This window comes from Hymenobacter sp. (genome assembly GCF_036387835.1).
Taxonomy (GTDB): domain Bacteria; phylum Bacteroidota; class Bacteroidia; order Cytophagales; family Hymenobacteraceae; genus Hymenobacter.
In genome coordinates this window covers 72,851-88,290 of the sequence record NZ_DASVSY010000073.1, presented here as the reverse complement: position 1 = coordinate 88,290, position 15,440 = coordinate 72,851, and the positions used below count along the sequence as shown (strand labels likewise).

The 15,440-nt window shown below is 55.8% G+C and carries 12 protein-coding genes; 1 reads left to right on the top strand and 11 read right to left on the bottom strand.

Going from position 1 to position 15,440, the window contains the following annotated elements; all coding sequences use genetic code 11:
* Positions 1-365 precede the first annotated feature (365 nt).
* Positions 366-1,769 carry an inorganic phosphate transporter gene (locus tag VF639_RS14150; RefSeq protein WP_331146569.1) on the top strand — a complete coding sequence of 468 codons (1,404 nt, stop codon included), beginning with the start codon at positions 366-368 and terminating at the stop codon, positions 1,767-1,769.
* 238 nt (positions 1,770-2,007) lie between these two features.
* On the opposite strand, the gene VF639_RS14145 is transcribed toward VF639_RS14150, so the two are convergent.
* From VF639_RS14145 to VF639_RS14095, 11 genes are all read right to left on the bottom strand, one after another.
* Positions 2,008-2,490 (bottom strand): hypothetical protein, encoded by a 483-nt coding sequence (locus tag VF639_RS14145; protein ID WP_331146568.1) that lies wholly within the window; start codon positions 2,488-2,490, stop codon positions 2,008-2,010.
* Between the two features lie 54 nt (positions 2,491-2,544).
* The gene (locus tag VF639_RS14140; protein ID WP_331146567.1) at positions 2,545-3,036 is read right to left on the bottom strand and encodes a DUF4385 domain-containing protein; all 492 of its coding nucleotides are present in this window, start codon (positions 3,034-3,036) and stop codon (positions 2,545-2,547) included.
* A 1,028-nt stretch (positions 3,037-4,064) separates the two neighbouring features.
* Positions 4,065-5,687 (bottom strand): Ig-like domain-containing domain, encoded by a 1,623-nt coding sequence (locus tag VF639_RS14135; protein ID WP_331146566.1) that lies wholly within the window; start codon positions 5,685-5,687, stop codon positions 4,065-4,067.
* The gene (locus tag VF639_RS14130) at positions 5,671-5,946 is read right to left on the bottom strand and encodes a hypothetical protein (protein WP_331146565.1); all 276 of its coding nucleotides are present in this window, start codon (positions 5,944-5,946) and stop codon (positions 5,671-5,673) included. Before VF639_RS14130 ends, VF639_RS14135 begins: the two co-directional genes overlap by 17 nt.
* A 128-nt stretch (positions 5,947-6,074) precedes the next feature.
* Positions 6,075-6,968 carry a class I SAM-dependent methyltransferase gene (locus VF639_RS14125; protein ID WP_331146564.1) on the bottom strand — a complete coding sequence of 298 codons (894 nt, stop codon included), beginning with the start codon at positions 6,966-6,968 and terminating at the stop codon, positions 6,075-6,077.
* 201 nt (positions 6,969-7,169) lie between these two features.
* On the bottom strand, positions 7,170-7,442 hold the full coding sequence (locus VF639_RS14120; protein ID WP_331146563.1) for a hypothetical protein: 273 nt from the start codon (positions 7,440-7,442) through the stop codon (positions 7,170-7,172).
* Positions 7,443-7,541: 99 nt separating this feature from the next.
* Positions 7,542-9,410 (bottom strand): tRNA uridine-5-carboxymethylaminomethyl(34) synthesis enzyme MnmG, encoded by a 1,869-nt coding sequence (mnmG, locus tag VF639_RS14115; RefSeq protein WP_331146562.1) that lies wholly within the window; start codon positions 9,408-9,410, stop codon positions 7,542-7,544.
* 235 nt (positions 9,411-9,645) lie between these two features.
* Positions 9,646-10,374 carry a GNAT family N-acetyltransferase gene (locus tag VF639_RS14110; RefSeq protein ID WP_331146561.1) on the bottom strand — a complete coding sequence of 243 codons (729 nt, stop codon included), beginning with the start codon at positions 10,372-10,374 and terminating at the stop codon, positions 9,646-9,648.
* 227 nt (positions 10,375-10,601) lie between these two features.
* Complete coding sequence (gene ybeY / locus VF639_RS14105; protein WP_331146560.1) at positions 10,602-11,093, bottom strand: rRNA maturation RNase YbeY; 492 nt, start codon at positions 11,091-11,093, stop codon at positions 10,602-10,604.
* On the bottom strand, positions 11,090-11,548 hold the full coding sequence (locus tag VF639_RS14100; protein ID WP_331146559.1) for an ATP-binding protein: 459 nt from the start codon (positions 11,546-11,548) through the stop codon (positions 11,090-11,092). The genes ybeY and VF639_RS14100 overlap by 4 nt, the downstream gene beginning before the upstream one ends.
* 40 nt (positions 11,549-11,588) lie before the next feature.
* The gene (locus VF639_RS14095) at positions 11,589-15,008 is read right to left on the bottom strand and encodes a DUF4175 family protein (RefSeq protein ID WP_331146558.1); all 3,420 of its coding nucleotides are present in this window, start codon (positions 15,006-15,008) and stop codon (positions 11,589-11,591) included.
* Between the last annotated feature and the right edge of the window lie 432 nt (positions 15,009-15,440).

Here is a 15,440-nt window from a genome sequence, read left to right as displayed (position 1 = left end):
TAGCCTTCAGCAAGGCTTAAGGGCGCAATTGGTAATTGAGGCAGCCAGTTACAAACGGCTACACACTCGACTCCTTACGTCACCACGTCACTAAATCACCTGATAAGTGAAAGCAAAAGTAATATAAGCTTGGTAGGCTACGAAGCTTACGTTGGACGAAAACCATCAAATAGCAGCTGCCTCTGCTTGGTAAGTAGCTGCCAGTCTCCTGCCGGCTCTGGTCAACCTCCGCTGTTGGCCTGCGTTTAGCGCCTCGTAGATGAAGCGGTTTTCCTGCTGCCGGTAACAATTTCATAATCTTGCTGCGCCTTAGGGCAATCCTACCTTTGATTGTTGAAATCTGAATTCCCACCAAAATTCCTTTTATGCTTGGCTTAGAGCCTCATGTGCTGGTTCTGCTGATTGTTTGCTTGCTATCAGCTTGCGCGTTTGAATTTGTTAATGGCTTCCACGATACGGCCAACGCCGTAGCCACTGTTATTTACACCAACGCGCTGCGGCCGTGGGTGGCCGTTGTGTGGTCGGCTTTCTGGAATTTCATCGGCGTACTTACGGGCGGTATTGGCGTGGCCATGGGTATTGTCTACCTGCTGCCCGTCGAAAGCCTGGTCGACCAGAATGTGTATCACGGTATTGCCATGGTAGGCGCGCTTATCCTGGCGGCTATTATCTGGAACGTGGGCACTTGGTACTACGGGTTGCCGTCGTCCTCGTCGCACGCCCTGATTGGTAGTATCCTGGGGGTGGGCATTGCCTTCACTTTGCTGCCCGGCACCCGCAGCGCGGCCGTCAACTGGAGCAAAGCCGGTGAAACCGGCCTGGCCCTGCTCGTTGGACCGCTATTTGGCTTTTCGCTTACTATCGTCCTGATGTTTTTGCTGAAGCGGTTTGTTAGCAACAAAGTCATCTTCAAGGAGCCACACAAGCGCAAACCCCCACCGCTCTGGATCCGGCTGATTCTGGTAACTACCTGCACCCTGGTAAGCTACTTCCACGGCTCGAACGACGGGCAAAAAGGTGTGGGCCTGGTTATGCTGATTCTGATTGGCATCGTGCCCACCTTTTTCGCCCTCGACCACACCAAGAACCCGCTCGACATGCGCGCCTCCTTAACGAAGGTGGAGCAGGTGATGCGGAAAGTAAACCCGGCCGACCTAAGCGCCGACGACCGCACGGCCGTCAGCAACATTCGCACCCACACAAATGCGTTAGATTCCATCTTTGCTGGTAAAACGGAAGTGGCTCAGCTGCCCGAAGCTTCCCGTTTTCAAATTCGCAAAGCCATCCTTCTCCTTGGCAACCAAGCCAAGAAACTGCAAGGAAGTGAGAAAGTGAGTTTAAGCACCGCCGACCGCTCCACGCTCGACAGCTCGTTGAAAAACATGCGCACCTTCACCGATTATGCTCCCACTTGGGTGCTCATTATCGTGTCGGTTTCGCTAGGCCTAGGCACCATGATTGGCTGGCAGCGCATCGTGAAAACCATCGGGGAGCGAATTGGTAAAGAACACCTGACGTATGCCCAAGGTGCTTCCTCGGAACTGATTGCCGCCAGCATGATCGGCCTTTCCACGGCTTACGATTTGCCTTCGTCTACTACGCACGTGCTGTCGTCGGCCATTGCCGGATCCATGGTGGCCAACCGCGGCATCAAGAACCTGAACCCTCAAATGGTGCGCAATATCGCCCTGGCTTGGGTGCTTACTTTGCCCGTTACCATGGCATTATCCGGCGGCTTGTTTTTGCTTTTCCGAGCAATATTAGGGTAAACAACTCGCTGTTAACTAGGGTAAGATGCTACAATAACCTCAGTGTTAGCTTCTGCAATAAATACAAAAAGCCGCTCTTCGTAAGAGCGGCTTTTTTATTTGCTGTTTTCTCGATTTGAGACACTAATTGTGAATAAGCGGGCTATTCACAGATATAGGTAGAGCTAAATACTTGATAACTTAGGCAGTTATCCACTTATCCACAGTCGAAAACTGTCTTTTTGTGGATAAGTGGATGCTATGCGGGCCATTGCACGTCTAAGTCCTCTGAGATGAAGACGCCGAAGTTGACGAACTGAAGCTCGTCTTCATCGAAGTAAAGGTCAATCATTTCCTTTTCGTAGGAGACGCGCATTTCGCCGGTTTCCATCTTTTCAACCTCGCTGGCTTCATAGCCGTGCTGACGCATTAGCTCCTGAATTTCATCGGGCGATTTGCCATGAATCGCTTCACCAAAGAGGCGCATTCCTGGGTGGTCGGTTTCGATGCAGCTCAGGCGATAGTCGTCTTCCCGGTCGAAATACAGGGAGTAGCCTTCTTCGAGATAATTCCAAGCTTGGTGCTCGAACTCATCTTCTTCTTCTGATTCTTCAATTTCTTCGGGCTCGCCCATTAAGGCGCGCACTTCATCCATGGTAGCCCCGAAGCGGAGTGGGCCCATTCCGGTACCAAGAATGATTTCGTTTTCTTCAGTGCTAGCCGATTGTTGATTCGGAGTCATGGCGGTTGTGGTGGAAAGAGAGTGGAAGGAGTGGTAAAGGTAGCCAAACGGGTTTCACTTCCCGTAGCGGGTTTTGAATTCGGCCATCTGGCGTTGGTAGTCGGGATGCAGCTTGGCTTGGTCCCATTTCAGCTTGAAAATAGCCGCGGCTTCCGCTTTTTCGGTGTCTTCAGGGGAGCGAGGTAGCTCGGCGCGGCCATGGGCGCCACTCTGGCCTTTCTTGTCGTCTGGCACCGGGCCGTCGTACTTCTTGCCGCCGCGGTGGTTGGCATAGCGTCGGGCCCGGGTGAAACCCATTTGCAGGAATTTACGGGCCATGTCGGCGCCCACGAAGTCTTCGGCTTTCAAATAGGCCTCAAACAGCTTGTAAATAGTGTCGGCCGACTCCTGTGCCACCGCGGGGGTTCGGAAGCGCCAGTGAGGCAGAATCTCCCCTTTATACGGCTGCACGAGCAGCACCCCCTGCTCACCTTTGCCCACGCGGTAAAGCTCGGGATGCGCCCGAAAGTCCACCGTGCGAAAATCAAGGTCGTAATCGAAGGGCATAGGGACCGAAGCAGCTGTCGGTAGTATACGCGCCGTTTGCCGAATTAGATAGAAGCCGTCAGCCACTCTTTGCTTGTGCTGAATTCACGGCGGCCGTGCCTTTCACACGCAGACCCTCTTTTTTTTAGGTCCGCCAGGTTGTCCACACAGTTAATAACTTTTTAAAAGTCTTTTATTAAATAAATCTTCTTTATCCCTGTCGTTAGGGCTGTGCATAAGTGGACAATAGGAACGAGTAATCCACACCGCGGATAACTTGTGCATAGACTCGGCTTTATGCACCGTCTATCAACAGGGTGTGTGCATATCATTTATTTGATTGATAATAAGTTAACTGAGTTTTTAACAATCCACATGGGTTATCCACTAATCCACAATTCACAATTATTCGGGATGTGGACAGTGCCTTTTTGGTAGTAGAGTTATCCACCCTTGTCCACACTGGTGAGGTGGGAAAACGCAGCTGTTAGCGGCACGAGAAGCGCAAAAAAACTTATCCTATTTTTCTGCACGCGTTATCCCCACATTTCCCCCGTGTTATCCACAGATTACGAGTGGTAAGCAACCGCAAGTGGATAACCCTGTGGATTTGCTGTGGAAAAGCACCCAAATAGGGGCTCAGTAACTGGAAACCGACTTCGCTTTTGTGGAAAGAGTTGAATCGGACACTAAAAAGGTTGATTTCCGACAGTTTCATCAACAGCCAGAAAGCGGGAACCATAGCCTGATAAACCGTTAAACGCTGTTTTAAGCCAGCAGAAGCGGTTTTAAGTTACTTTAGGTTACTCATGAGGTGTGCTAAAAGGCACTTCTGAGGGACAAAAGGTGAACTTGTGAAGCGTGAAGTTGTGGGCAAAGGAGGCAGGTCCCTTCCATCATCTCACAGCTTCACGCTTCACAAGTTCACCTTTGCCCCTTGGGGTCACACAAAACGCTAAGCTCCTCTTCAAGGCTCATTAAACGATTCCTAATAAGGTAGTCGTTTAAAAGAGGCTCGAAGAGGAGCTTGGCGTCGAGAGTTGTTCTGGTTAAAAAACCAGTTGAATGGCTTCTATTTCGAAGTTAGCCCGTACTTGCTCGGGCTTGGGCTGCAGGTAGACGGGTTCGGCGGGTATCAGTAGCTTCGGGTCGCCGCCTCGCCAGCGGCCGTCAGCGTCGGCATCAATGAGCACCCGGAAGGTGTAGATGGCCGGCGGCAGGCGGTCGAAGCGGAAAGTGCCTTTAGGTGAATCCAGCGAAGCTACCACTTTGCCTTGCGGGTCGAGGAGCTGCACTTCGTAGCGCTTGTACTTGGTTTGGATGGTGCCGGCGAGGCTACCGTAGGTAGCTTGATCGGTAACGCGCAGGCGCAAAGGCTTGGCTCCGAGAGGCTGGCCCGTGATGGTACTCAGGTTGAGCGTATCGAGGCGCAAGGTAATGGTGCTCTTGGCTTTGGTGTCGAGCAGCACCGTCAGTTTGGTGCGGTCGGGGCTGAGGGTGCCGTTGGCGGGTAGCGTGAGGCGGCGGCGGGCAGTTGTGGAGTCTTCCTGCAAGACTGCAAACGGCTTGCCGGCTGCTACTCGTATGGGCTCCGTAAACACGAACTGCACCTGCCCCTGCCGGTACACTTCCCGCGGCGAGCCTTCCACGGTGTACACCGGAGGCCGCCTGGTAGGTGCGGTTCCGGGAAACCTTACGTTCACCGTGTCGCGCGACACATTGCCGACGCTGTCGGTAGCGGCCAGCAGGTAGCGGCCCTCCCCTAGCGCCGGGGTTCGGTACAGGGTGACGTTGCGGCCTGATTCGGCTAGTTGAACGGCTTCGTTGAGCTGCGGCGTGGGCGCGGCGCCAACCGGGGCAAGAACCGCCGTGCGAAGTCCTTCCCCGTAGCTGATCTGAAACTGCGAAAACGTGCCCTGCCGACTGCCAATGACCGGTCGTCGGCCATCGGGCCGAACTAAAACCAGCTCCACCGAATCGGGCTTGGGGCCGATGGTCAGGAAGTCGGGCAGGTAGGCTATTTTCTCGCCTTCGTCGTAGCGGGTATTGGTATTTTTATCGGCAACGGCATAGATGCGGTAGCGGCCCGCTTTCAGGTTGCGCAAACTGAAACCCCCGTTCTTATCAGCGCGGGCCAGGTAGTACGGGCGGCTCCGACGCACACCAACCGTATCCGATTCCGGGTACAGCAGCACCGAAGCCGCATCGGCCGGTTTGTTGGTCAGCAAGTCCCGGACATTACCCTGCACGGCCCCCGAATCGAGCACGGCGCCGGTGCTGAAGCTCACCGACACGTTGGTGGCCGGGTTGCTTTCGGTGATGTCGCTAACGGCGTTGCCGAAGTTGAACGAGTAGGTGGTGTTCGGTTCGAGGGGCTTGTCGAAGAGCAGGGAAATGGAGTTCCGGTCTTCGCGCAGCTTGTACGGGTTGTCTTCGCGCAGAGCGGGCGAAATAATCAGGTTTTTGGTGAGTTCCTTGAGTTGTACCGACTCCGAGAATACTAGTCGCACCACCTGCCCCTTGTAGTTGCGGGTACCGTTGGGAGGCGTCGTGGTTTCCAGCGTGGGCGGAACAATATCTTTCTCACCTCCTGTGGGCGAGCTAATAGACGCACAACCAACCAGGCCGGCACCGGCCGCCAACAACAGAAAAAGATTAGCGCGAACGGACATTATACAGCAAGAGCGTGGAAATAGTCAGCAAGGCAATGGCCAGTACTGTCAACAAAGTGGTTTTGCGGGTTGGTTTATCTTCGTCGTCCGACACGGCTGCTGTATCAGGTACCAGCGCTGGCCGGCGCGTAGTATCAGCGGCAGCCGGGCGGCGCGTAGTATCGGGCGATACATGAGTAGCAACGTGCGAAACTACCTGAAGCGTATGCGGCACCCCATCCCCGTCTTTTTGAGAAAGGTGAATTTGCGAAGCGTGCACTTGTGAAGAGCGAAGTGAGAAGGTATAAGGTGAAGCAGGGTTCTTACTCACAACTTCACCTTTCACAAGTTCACCTCTTCCGAGGGGCAGGGTACCCAACACGCAAACAACTGGCACACCCATAGCAATCAGCGTTTGGCGGCTACGTAAATCAGGCTGGAGTACTGGCCTTCGTGTTGGGCCGCGTACTGGTTGGAAGCATAGCCGGCCTTCAGTACCGACAACAGGCCGCCGTTCCGTTCGGCCCGGTGCTTTTCGCTGAGCATGCTCACGTAGTAGGCATCCAGCACAAGCGGCAACGTTTTTATCACCGTCAGCTTGTGCTTTTTGAGCAGCTGCGTCATGGTTTTTAAGTTGAAGTGGTAGAGGTGCCGCGGCACGTCGTAGGCAGCCCAATCCTGGCGGTAGTGCTGCGCATCGAGGCTGTCCACGTTAGGCACCGCAATCAGTAGCACACCATCGGGCTTCAGCAAGCTGATAAGCTGCTGCAGGGTTTCGTTCAGCGCGTGTACGTGTTCGAGTACGTGCCAGAGCGTGATGGCATCGAAGCTGCCGCTTTGAAATGAAGTCAGGGTTTCGGTGCCGATAGGCTGGCCGGCCCGCTCCGAGGCTTCCTCGCGGGCGCGGGCGTTGGGCTCCCACCCGGCTATCTGCCAGCCATTGCTTTTGGCAGCGGCCAGAAAATGCCCGGTGCCGCAGCCATAATCAAGCAGTCGGCCCTTGCGTGGCGCCAGCTTGTTGAGCAAAGCCACCTTGCGGCGCATGGTGAAAAACCGCGCTACTTTATACGCTTGGTTGATAACGCCCGCCGCGCCGCTGTTGTGCGACACGTAGTCGTCAGATTCGTAGTAGCGGCCAATGTGGGCCGCGTCGGGCCGGGGATTGGTGAACTGAAAACTGCACGCTTCACACTGCTGAATGGCAAAGCTTTCCTTGCTAACCGACTTGTCTTCCACTACCAGCTTGTTGCGAAACTCCGTCTTGCCGCAAACCGGGCACTTCTCCAAACGCTCGTAAATCACAGGTTCTCGCTGATTATTTTGATTTCGCTGATTGCGACGACCGACCTGCGTAGGAAAGTTAGCCGCAAGACGAAAGTACGAAACCAAACCGGCCGCAGAATCTGAAACAATCGGCGGCCGGTTGGTGAAGCTACCAATTGACGGCATTCTTGAGCGAAGCGGGGAATAACGCTAGTTGCAAGTTAGTTGAGCGGTCAGTTCCTACCGTTCATATTCGTCGGGCGGCGGGTCGCCCACTGAGGGGGCATTCACCGTAAACAACACCACTGGAAAGAACGCTGCCGCGCATGAGCCAATGGCCAGCACACCCAACCCCAGCCAAGCTACCGTCCGTCCCACCCGCCGCTGAAACGCATTAAGCAGCCCCAATACTAGCGCCAACAGCCCTATGCTCGCCAACAGCAACCACAAGCCTGTAGGCAGCCAATACCAAGAGATGGTCCGAAAGTATTCCTGACCATTAAAAAAATCCATACCAGCCGACCCGCGAGGGCCACGTCTAACCCCAGCGTCAGGACATATAACCAGCCCAACGGCCAGCGTTGCTGGTACGATGCAAGCGTTGCCACTGCTCTACCGGCCCAAGTACACCATGAGCACGGAAATATCGGCGGGTGAAACGCCGCTGATGCGGGCGGCCTGGCCGATGGTCTCGGGCTGCACGCGCAACAGTTTCTCGCGGGCTTCGTGCGACAAGGCCGGCATGGCTTTGTAGTCGAGGCGGCCGTTGATGACGAAGTTTTCCAGCTCGGCCGCGCGGATGGCCTGCTGGTTTTCCTTCTCGATGTAGGTTTCGTACTTCACCAGAATTACCGCCTGCTCTAGGGCCTCGGGGCCGTAGGGCGCTAGCGCCAGCGTGAGGCCGGGCAGTACGTTCGTCAGGGTAGCCAGCTCGATGTTGGGGCGGCGCAGCAGGTTGATGGCGCGGGTTTTCTCGGTGATGGTAGCCGAACCTAGCTCCGCCAGCAGCCCGTTGATTTCGGCGGGCTCGATGGCGAAGCTCTTCAGCGTTTCTACCACTTCGGCGGTTTGGCGCTCTTTCTCGCGCACCAGCTCCATCCGCTCTTCCGAGGCCAGCCCGAGGGCGTAGCCTAACGGTGTCAGGCGTAGGTCGGCGTTGTCTTGGCGCAGCAGAATGCGGTGCTCGGCGCGGCTCGTGAACATGCGGTAAGGCTCGTCGGTACCTTTGTTTACCAGGTCGTCGATGAGCACGCCGATGTAGGCTTCGCTCCGCTTCAGGATGAAGGGCTCCTTGCCGTGCACCCGGTTGTGGGCGTTGATGCCCGCCATCAGGCCTTGGCAAGCCGCTTCCTCGTAGCCCGTGGTGCCGTTGATCTGGCCCGCGAAGTAGAGGTTGCGTATCTGCTTGGTTTCCAGCGTGAGGTTGAGCTGTGTTGGCGGAAAGAAGTCGTACTCGATGGCGTAGCCAGGACGGAACATCTTGGCGTTTTCGAAGCCCGCAATTTTGCGCAGGGCGCGGTATTGCACGTCCTCGGGCAAGCTGCTCGAAAAGCCATTTACGTATACTTCCACCGTGCTCCACCCTTCCGGCTCCACAAAAATCTGGTGCCGGTCCTTGTCGGCGAAGCGGTTGATTTTATCTTCTACCGACGGGCAATAGCGCGGCCCCAAGCCCTTGATGCGGCCCTGGAACATCGGCGACTTTTCGAAGCCCTCACGCAGGATTTCGTGCACCTCCGTGTTGGTGTAGGTGATGTAGCACGGGCGCTGCTTAGCCAGCGGCGGCGTGGGCAGGTAGCTGAATTTGCTTGGTACTTCGTCGCCGGGCTGCTCCTCCATTTTCGAGTAGTCGAGGCTGCGGCCGTCTACGCGGGGCGGGGTACCGGTTTTCATGCGGCCCGCCTCGAAGCCTAGCTCCTTAAGTTGCTCGGTGATGCCGGTGCTCCCTTTTTCGGCGGCCCGGCCACCGCCAAAGCTTTTCTCACCGATATGGATCAGGCCGTTGAGGAAGGTGCCATTGGTAAGCACCACGGCTTTGGCGTGAAAATCGATGCCAAGCTGCGTTTTTACGCCCACTACGGTATCATTTTCCACCAGCAAGCCCATTACAGCTTCCTGCCAGAAGTCCACGTTTAGCGTTTGCTCCAGCGTCAGGCGCCACTCTTCGGCAAAGCGCATCCTATCGGATTGGGCGCGGGGGCTCCACATGGCCGGGCCTTTCGAGCGGTTCAGCATCCGAAACTGAATCATCGTTTTGTCGGTGATAATGCCCGACTGGCCGCCGAGGGCGTCCACTTCGCGCACAATCTGCCCTTTGGCCACGCCGCCCATCGCCGGGTTGCACGACATCTGCGCGATGGTGTTCATGTTCATCGTCACGAGCAGGACTTTAGAGCCCAAATTGGCGGCCGCCGCCGCGGCTTCGCACCCCGCGTGGCCCGCTCCTACTACAATAACGTCGTATTCTTCTTGCTGAAACATGGTAGTGGCGCCAAGTTTTAGCTTGGCAAGGCATAAGTGTGTTGGGAATAACACCAGTTGCTGCGTAGGTCGTTCAACGTCCGCAACGACTTCCCAAGCCGGAGCTTGGGTTTACAATGCGAAACGCCCGCAGGTGGCGGGCGTTTTCCTCGAGATAATAGAAAAGTTCAGACGCAACCCGCTCAGAACGTGCGCAAAGATAGGCACTCCGCGGCGCTTTTTTACGGCGTGGGTTTTACTCGTTTATATCTTCGTCGAAGTACTCTTCCTGCCAATCAGCTAGTAAATTAACTGCATGGGCGGCCACGGCCTCCCACGAAAACGGTAGCCACTGGTTATTGCGGCAGTCGAATACCTCGGTAGCGGCCAGGCAGGGAAACAGCTTGTAGTCGAATTTCGGGTAGTTGTGGACGAGGTAGCCGGGATAGTAGTAGGTCTTTTGCTGGCGGAGGGCATGGTTGATTTTGAGCAGCATCAGGTACTTGCCTAGGCTATGCCGGCGGTAGCCAGGATCGTAGAAGTTCATGATACCGGCCAGGCTGCGCGTCCCGCTATCGAAGATGCCGGCCGCAATCAGCTGCTCCCCGTCCCGGACTTCAATCACCTCGGTGTTGAAGACATTGTGCTTCGCGCCAGCCAGCAGAAATTCCTCTACCGTGGAGGGCGCGTCGAAGGTGATGGAGCGGCGGTACACGGCGTAAAGAGCTTCCAACTCGTCGGTGAGCTGAAAGGGCCTGATTTGCACCGAAAACCGCTCGTTGAGGCGCAGCAGCCGACGCTGTTCCGGACCGTAGTGCACCGCGGCCAGCACCAGCCGCAACCAGTGCACTGTGTAGAGGCCACCGGCTATGGGCAAAAACTGGCAGGTGAACAGGTCCTGATGCATCCGGTAATACCCCTGGCTTAGATAGAAATCCAGCGCTTCGCCCCGGATGACGGGCATTTGAAAAGGTGTGGCGGACATAGGATAATTACTTTGGGCTTACAGGCTGTAGCGCGGAAACCACAGGAAGTCTGTTCCGCGACGAGCACCGCGAGTATCCGGTACCGCACCAACGCGTAGGAACTCGCGCTGCTCGTCGCGGAACGGATTTCCTGTGGTTTCCGCGCTACAGCTTAATTATACAAAAAACGCCCGCGTTTCGGCGGGCGTTTTTCCTTGTATCAGCTTTTGAAATTGAACTCAGCTTTTCAAAATGCACGCAAAGACAAGCAGTAATCTTCTTTGGCGCGCATGGCCGTTTGGCTGATCAAGTCTTTGTCGGCGTAGCCTAGCAGGTGCAGCACGCCGTGAATCATAACGCGGTGCAGTTCATCGATAAACGGAACGCCTAGCTGCTGCGCGTTTTCACGCACCCGGTCCACCGAAATAAAAATGTCGCCTTCAATGATGTCGGCATCATCGGCATTGTCGAACGTGATGACGTCGGTGTAGGTGTCGTGGTCGAGGTACTCCACGTTCACGCGGTGCAGGTATTCGTCGGAGCAGAAGATATAGGTGAGCTGCACCAGCTCGTATTCGTGCACATCTATCACCCGCTCGATCCACGCGCCTAAGGCCTCGGCATCGGCCAGCTCAAAGGGCACGTCTTCCACCAAAAACTCAATGCCGTGCGACTCGTGCGAATCTTGAGGTAGGCCGCTGTTCATTTCGTGTTCGGTGCCGGGCGGGTGCTGGATCATGCCTGATAGTTGCTGGAAGTCGTGTCCTCTTCCGCGTCGGCGGCTTCAGAGGGGGTGGAGAGCATAAACGTGAGCTGCACGTTGCGGCCTTCCTTAGTGAACTCCACTTCGTCGGCGAGGTGGCGAATCAGGAAGATGCCGCGCCCACCGGGGTTCTCAAGGTTCTCGGGGGCCGTGGGGTCGATCAGGTTGGTGTAGTCGAAGCCCTGGCCTTCATCTTCCACCTCGAACTTTATGCGGTCGGTATCCACGTACAGCGACAGGTACACGTTCTTGTCCTTGTCGAACTTGTTGCCGTGGCGGATGGCGTTGTTCACGGCTTCCGTCACCGCCACCATGATATTACCATAAATATCGTCTTCGATATGAAAGGTATCCTTCGAGTTATCGATGAAACTTTCTACGACACGAATGTTCTCGACCAGCGAGGGAATCTGAATTTTAACCTGCTTCATAGGGAATGGTAAGGAACGGCGGGGCGCAAACTTAGCAACGCTATTTCATTTTCTGGAAATACTCGCTGACTTCCCGTTGATAATAAGGCGTGAGAGTAGTAGGAACAGTACGAAGAAGCTCGGTTTGGCGGTCTTTCTGGCGTTTATACTGCTCGAAGGCAGGAGGAAATACGGGCGGAAGCGTCCGGGCGGTTTGCGCCTCCCGCTTATCATCCTGGTCCCGTTCCCGCGCCGATTTCTCGGCTTCGAGCAAGCGAGTCAGAATTTGACGCTGGCGCATGACCGTCTGCTCCGTTAGCCGTTTGTTTACGAGGTCGGTTTCCGTTTGTTCCATCATTTTTTTCAATTCGCCGGTCCCGCCGCCTCCTTGCTCGCCTTTGCCGTCTTTTCCGCCGGGTTTACCGCCTTTTTGTTGTTTTTCCAGCTCCTGCAGCGCCTGCCGAAGCATCTGCTGCTGCGCGGCTAGCTTGGCCAAGTCTTCGCTGAGGGCGCGCCCTTGCTTGCCGCTCTGCTGCAGCTGCTGGATTTGCTGGTTGAGCTGCTCCTGCATCTTGCCCATGCGGCCCGACTGCCCGTCGCCCGACTTCTGCCCCTTTTTCTTTTTGCCGGGTTTACCTTCGCCGGACTGCGGCTGGCCCATGCTCTCGCGCTGCTCTTGCTGCATCTGCTGCAATGCCGAGTTAAGCATCAGGGCCAGGTTGTTCATGCTGGTCATGGCTAGCTGCTGCTGGCTGGTAGCCATACCCACGTTGCGCTGCCGGATCTGGTTGAGCGCCCCGTCCATGTGGTCGTTCATCATGTTCACCTGGCCCGTCACGAAGCTGCGAATCTGGAAGGTTCTTTTGGCAAGCGAGTAAAGCGAGTCTTCCACTATCTGCGCGTCGTCGCGGAGCTTGCGCTGCTGTTGGCCGAGCTGCACGAAGCGCGGGTCGGACTGGTCGACTTTGCGGAAGTCCTTCATCAGGGTTTCCTCGTCGAAGCTGAGCTTGAGCAGGTTTTCGAGGATGTCGCGCAGGTCGTCGATGTTTTCCTGCTGCTGGTCCTGCTCTTCCTCGCTCATCTGATTCTGCATCTTCTGAGCCATTTGCTTCATGCTTTTGGCGGCTTGCTGCTGGCTCTGGCTGGCTTTCTTGTTCTGGTTTTTCGAGAGCTGCTGCTCGCTTTCCTCCATCTGCTCATCCACCTGCTGCTGCTCCTGCTTCATCTCGTCGGCTTCGTTTTCGTTGCCGAGCTGGTCGTCCATCTTCTTCAGGTCCTGCAGGTCTTTTTTCAGCTCGTCGAACTGCTGCTGGTTTTGCTGCTGCTCTTTTTGCAGCTCTTCCTGCTTCTGCTGTTGCTGCTGCTTGCTCTCTTTGTTGTCGGCGTTTTCCTTGTCGTTTTTCTGCGTTTCCTCGGCCAGCTTTTCCTGCTCTTTGGCCAGCTCCTGCAGCTTATCCAAGGTTTCTTCCTGCTTCTGTTCGAACTGTAGCTGCTTGAACATTTCGAGGGCCCGCTCCAGCTCTTTCTGCAAGGTGTTTTCCTTGTTTTCGAGCTGTTGCAGCAGCTTCTGCATGTCAGGCTGGGTCATGTCCTGCTGCTTTTCCAGCAGCTTTTGCAGCTCTTCATACAGCTTCTTGGTTTCGGGGTCGAGCAGGCTATCCATCAGCTTTTGCAGCTCCTTGGCTTTCTCGGCCAGCTCCTGGCTTTTAGGGTCTAGCTCGTCTTGCTTCTGAGTCAGCTCATCGAACATCTTTTTCATGTCCGCCATCTGCTGATCCATCTGCTGCTTTTGCTCGAGCATGTCCTGGAGCTGCTTCTTGTCCTGGAAGTTCAGTTCACGCTTGGTCTTAAGCTTGTCCTGGCTTTTGGCTAGTTCGCGCTCCAATTTCTTGCTTTGCTCTGCCGATTTGCTCAACTGGCTCTGCACCGACTCCGACTGCGAGTTCAACTGCTCGCGCAACTCCTGGCGGCTCGGCAAGCGGAACTCCGCCGCCCGCGTCTTCGCCGATTTAGGTCCGTGCACACCGTCGTTGTCCCACACCTGCACAAAGTATTCGAGCCGGTCGCCGGGCTGCATTTTAAGCGGGCGCAAATCCCACTGATAGGCATAGGTTTGGGCCGTGCCGCCCGTTAGCGGCAGCGCCCGCGCTTGGAATGGGGCATTAGGCCGGCCCTTGCTCGTGATGCGGTAGTGCAGCTGCAAGCGCGAAAGGCCGTAGTCGTCGCGCACCGAGCCGCCGAGCGCGAGGTAGCGCAGCGAAGTGGTATCAGAGAAGCTTTCGAAGCTGATTTCCGGAATCTGGTCGGGAATGGCGGTGAGCTGGTACTCGATAGGGTCGCGGTTGAGGCTGGCCGGATTTTGCAGGCGCACCGCGTAGTTTTGGGTGCGCATTACTTTGCGCGAGGCCGTAAAATCTTCGCCGGCTTCCTGGGCCGTTACGGTTTCGTCGGGGCTTTTAAAGAGCAGTTGCAACTGCTCAGTGGCCTGGGTGGCGAACTGCCAGCGGACGGTGCTGCCTTCGGGCACCGTGAGGTTGCCGGTGTTGCGGACGGTTTCGGCGGGTTTGCCGATGTAGGCGGGATACGTCACTTGCACCGAAAAGTCGCGCAGGTTGGGACGTTGGCGCAGGGTCAGGTCGTAGTCGTTGGACACTACGCTGGCGGCGCTGAGCTGGAACTGCACATCGCGCTGCAACTGCTGAAACTGGTAGCTGAAGTGGTTGCCACGCTCTTTGGTTAGACGCCGCTCCCGGCCGCCATACACAATGCTGATTTCGTTGGGCAGCACTGCTCCTTCCACGCGCACATCCAGCTTGTAGTCTTCGCCCTGGAAAGCGGTGAGGTCTTTGTTTTCTACCACAAACGCAAACGGCGCCGGGGGCGCGTATTTCTGACGGTAGTTGAGCAGTCGCTCGGTGCCCTGCACAAACAAGGCCGGATACACCAGCAGCACCAGCATAATTACGGCCGCCGGAATAGCCACATATTTCCAGAGGGGCCGGGTTTGCTTTTGAATATCAATGCCTTCTTCGAACCTGAAACCGGCCAGCTGCCCGGCGCGCTGCTCCAAGCTAGCAGCAATCAAGGCGTTACCCTGCGCTTTGTCTTGCAACTGCAGCGCGTTCAGGAGCTTGTCTTGGATATCTGGAAATAGTTCGCCCACGCGCAACGCGGCTTGCTCGTCGGAGAGCAGGCGGCGCAGGTTGGTGAGGGCGGCCAGCGGCTGCCAGATCCAGCGCATAAAGGCGTAGATAGCCAGTCCTAAAAAGCCGAACAACAAGCCCCCGCGCACCCAAGTAGGCAGGTAGAGGAAGTATTCGAGCGTGTTTAGAACCAGAAACAAACTAAGCAGCAAGGCCCCCGCCACTAGCGCACCACGCACCAGCAGAGACAGATAGAACTTGCGCTTGAAGGCTTCGAGGCGGGCCAGCACTTCCCGCAGAGCCGTGGAGGTAGAAGTTGATTCTTGCGACACAGGCATAAGATATCCAAAGGCCATTAACAGCCCGGGAAAGATACAGAATAAGCGTACGGGCTGCACGCCCCCGCCGGTAGAACCGGGTTTGCCCCCGGCCGGTTCCGACAAGTGCAGAACATGCTTCAGCTAGCGGAGTTCAAGAACTGAATCAAGCTAGCTACTAAGTACTTAAAAGCTGTTTGCATTAGCCAAAGAGTGATCAGAACGGTGCCGAGACGCCTCTTTGCGTCTCGGCACCCGCACCAACCCGCCGATTTTGTTCAACGACGAGACGCAAAGAGGCGTCTCTACACCGTTCGATGACTTCCAACACGTAAGCAAACAGCCTCTTAGTAACCCTCAATACGAGTAATATGAATTTTAGAAGGGTCCTCTTACTTTATCCAACGCTCCTTCACTGAAGCATCGGATTATTTATTCAGGTTACCAAAGCAT

Excerpts from the sequence above, each read along its gene's own strand:
- mnmG (WP_331146562.1), bottom strand. The coding sequence starts at position 9,410 with ATGTTTCAGCAAGAAGAATACGACGTTATTGTAGTAGGAGCGGGCCAC.
- VF639_RS14145 (WP_331146568.1), bottom strand. The coding sequence starts at position 2,490 with ATGACTCCGAATCAACAATCGGCTAGCACTGAAGAAAACGAAATCATT.
- VF639_RS14120 (WP_331146563.1), bottom strand. The coding sequence starts at position 7,442 with ATGGATTTTTTTAATGGTCAGGAATACTTTCGGACCATCTCTTGGTAT.
- VF639_RS14110 (WP_331146561.1), bottom strand. The coding sequence starts at position 10,374 with ATGTCCGCCACACCTTTTCAAATGCCCGTCATCCGGGGCGAAGCGCTG.
- ybeY (WP_331146560.1), bottom strand. The coding sequence starts at position 11,093 with ATGATCCAGCACCCGCCCGGCACCGAACACGAAATGAACAGCGGCCTA.
- VF639_RS14100 (WP_331146559.1), bottom strand. The coding sequence starts at position 11,548 with ATGAAGCAGGTTAAAATTCAGATTCCCTCGCTGGTCGAGAACATTCGT.
- VF639_RS14150 (WP_331146569.1), top strand. The coding sequence starts at position 366 with ATGCTTGGCTTAGAGCCTCATGTGCTGGTTCTGCTGATTGTTTGCTTG.
- VF639_RS14095 (WP_331146558.1), bottom strand. The coding sequence starts at position 15,008 with ATGCCTGTGTCGCAAGAATCAACTTCTACCTCCACGGCTCTGCGGGAA.
- VF639_RS14135 (WP_331146566.1), bottom strand. The coding sequence starts at position 5,687 with ATGTCCGTTCGCGCTAATCTTTTTCTGTTGTTGGCGGCCGGTGCCGGC.
- VF639_RS14140 (WP_331146567.1), bottom strand. The coding sequence starts at position 3,036 with ATGCCCTTCGATTACGACCTTGATTTTCGCACGGTGGACTTTCGGGCG.